The organism is Streptomyces sp. NPDC058877 (genome assembly GCF_042742855.1).
In the GTDB taxonomy this organism is placed as follows: Bacteria; Actinomycetota; Actinomycetes; order Streptomycetales; family Streptomycetaceae; genus Streptomyces.
This window is the reverse complement of the sequence record NZ_JBHYMF010000423.1, coordinates 1-1,024: the sequence shown is the minus strand read 5'-3', so window position 1 is coordinate 1,024 and position 1,024 is coordinate 1. Positions and strand designations below refer to the sequence as shown.

1 protein-coding gene is annotated in these 1,024 nt (G+C 68.3%); it reads left to right on the top strand.

Annotated features, from left to right (window positions below):
• On the top strand, positions 1-1,024 hold a 1,024-nt coding region (locus tag ACFW2Y_RS36000; protein ID WP_384888006.1), incomplete at both ends, for a condensation domain-containing protein.

The window sequence follows — 1,024 nt, the reverse complement described above, 5'->3', positions numbered from 1 at the left end:
GAATGGGTCCTGCTCCTGCTCCTGCACCACATCGCCGCGGACGGCTGGTCGATGGGACCCCTGTTCCGCGACCTGTCCACCGCCTACACCGCCCGCCTCAGCGGTGAGGAAGCGCGGACCGAGGCCCTGCCCGTGCAGTACGCCGACTTCACGCTATGGCAGCAGGAATGGCTCGGTGCGGAGGAGGACCCGGACAGCGCTCTGGCGCGGCAGGTCGCGTACTGGCGCACCGCCCTCGACGGAGCCCCGCAGGAACTGACCCTGCCCCTGGACCGGATGCGCCCTGCGGTGCCCACCCAGCGCGGCGCCTGGGAGGAGTTCACCTGGGACGTCGAACTCCACGAGGCCGTCGTACGCCTGGCGCGGGAGACGGACTCCACCGTGTTCATGGTGGTCCATGCCGCCGTGGTGGCGCTGCTGTCCCAGCTGACCGGCTCCAGCGACATCCCGATCGGCACCCCGGTCGCCGGACGCCCCGACGAGTCGCTCGACGAGCTGGTCGGCTTCTTCGTGAACCAGCTCCCACTGCGCGTCAAATGGGACGGCGACCCCACCTTCCGCGAACTCGTACAGCTCACCCGCACCACCGCCCTGGCCGCCTACGACCACCAAGACCTCCCCTTCGAACGCCTCGTCGAAATCGTCAACCCCCACCGATCGGCATCCCACCACCCCCTGTTCCAAGTCGTCCTCAACTTCGACGGCACCGAACGACCGCCCCTCACCCTCCCGCACCTCACCACCCACATCGACGACGGCTACGCCAACGAGTCGGCGAAGTTCGACCTGCTCCTCCACGTCCAGGAGCGCCACGACGCGCTCGGACGTCCGAACGGCTTCACCTGCGTCGCCGAGTACGCGGCGGAACTGTTCGACCCCTCCAGCGTGCAGGCCTTCACCCACCGACTGACCCACCTGTTGCGCGCGGCCGCCGCGGATGCGGAGTTGTGTGTTTCGCAGGTCGTGTTGGTTGACGGCGCGGAGTTGGATCGGGTGCTGGTGGATTGGAATGCGACGAATGTCA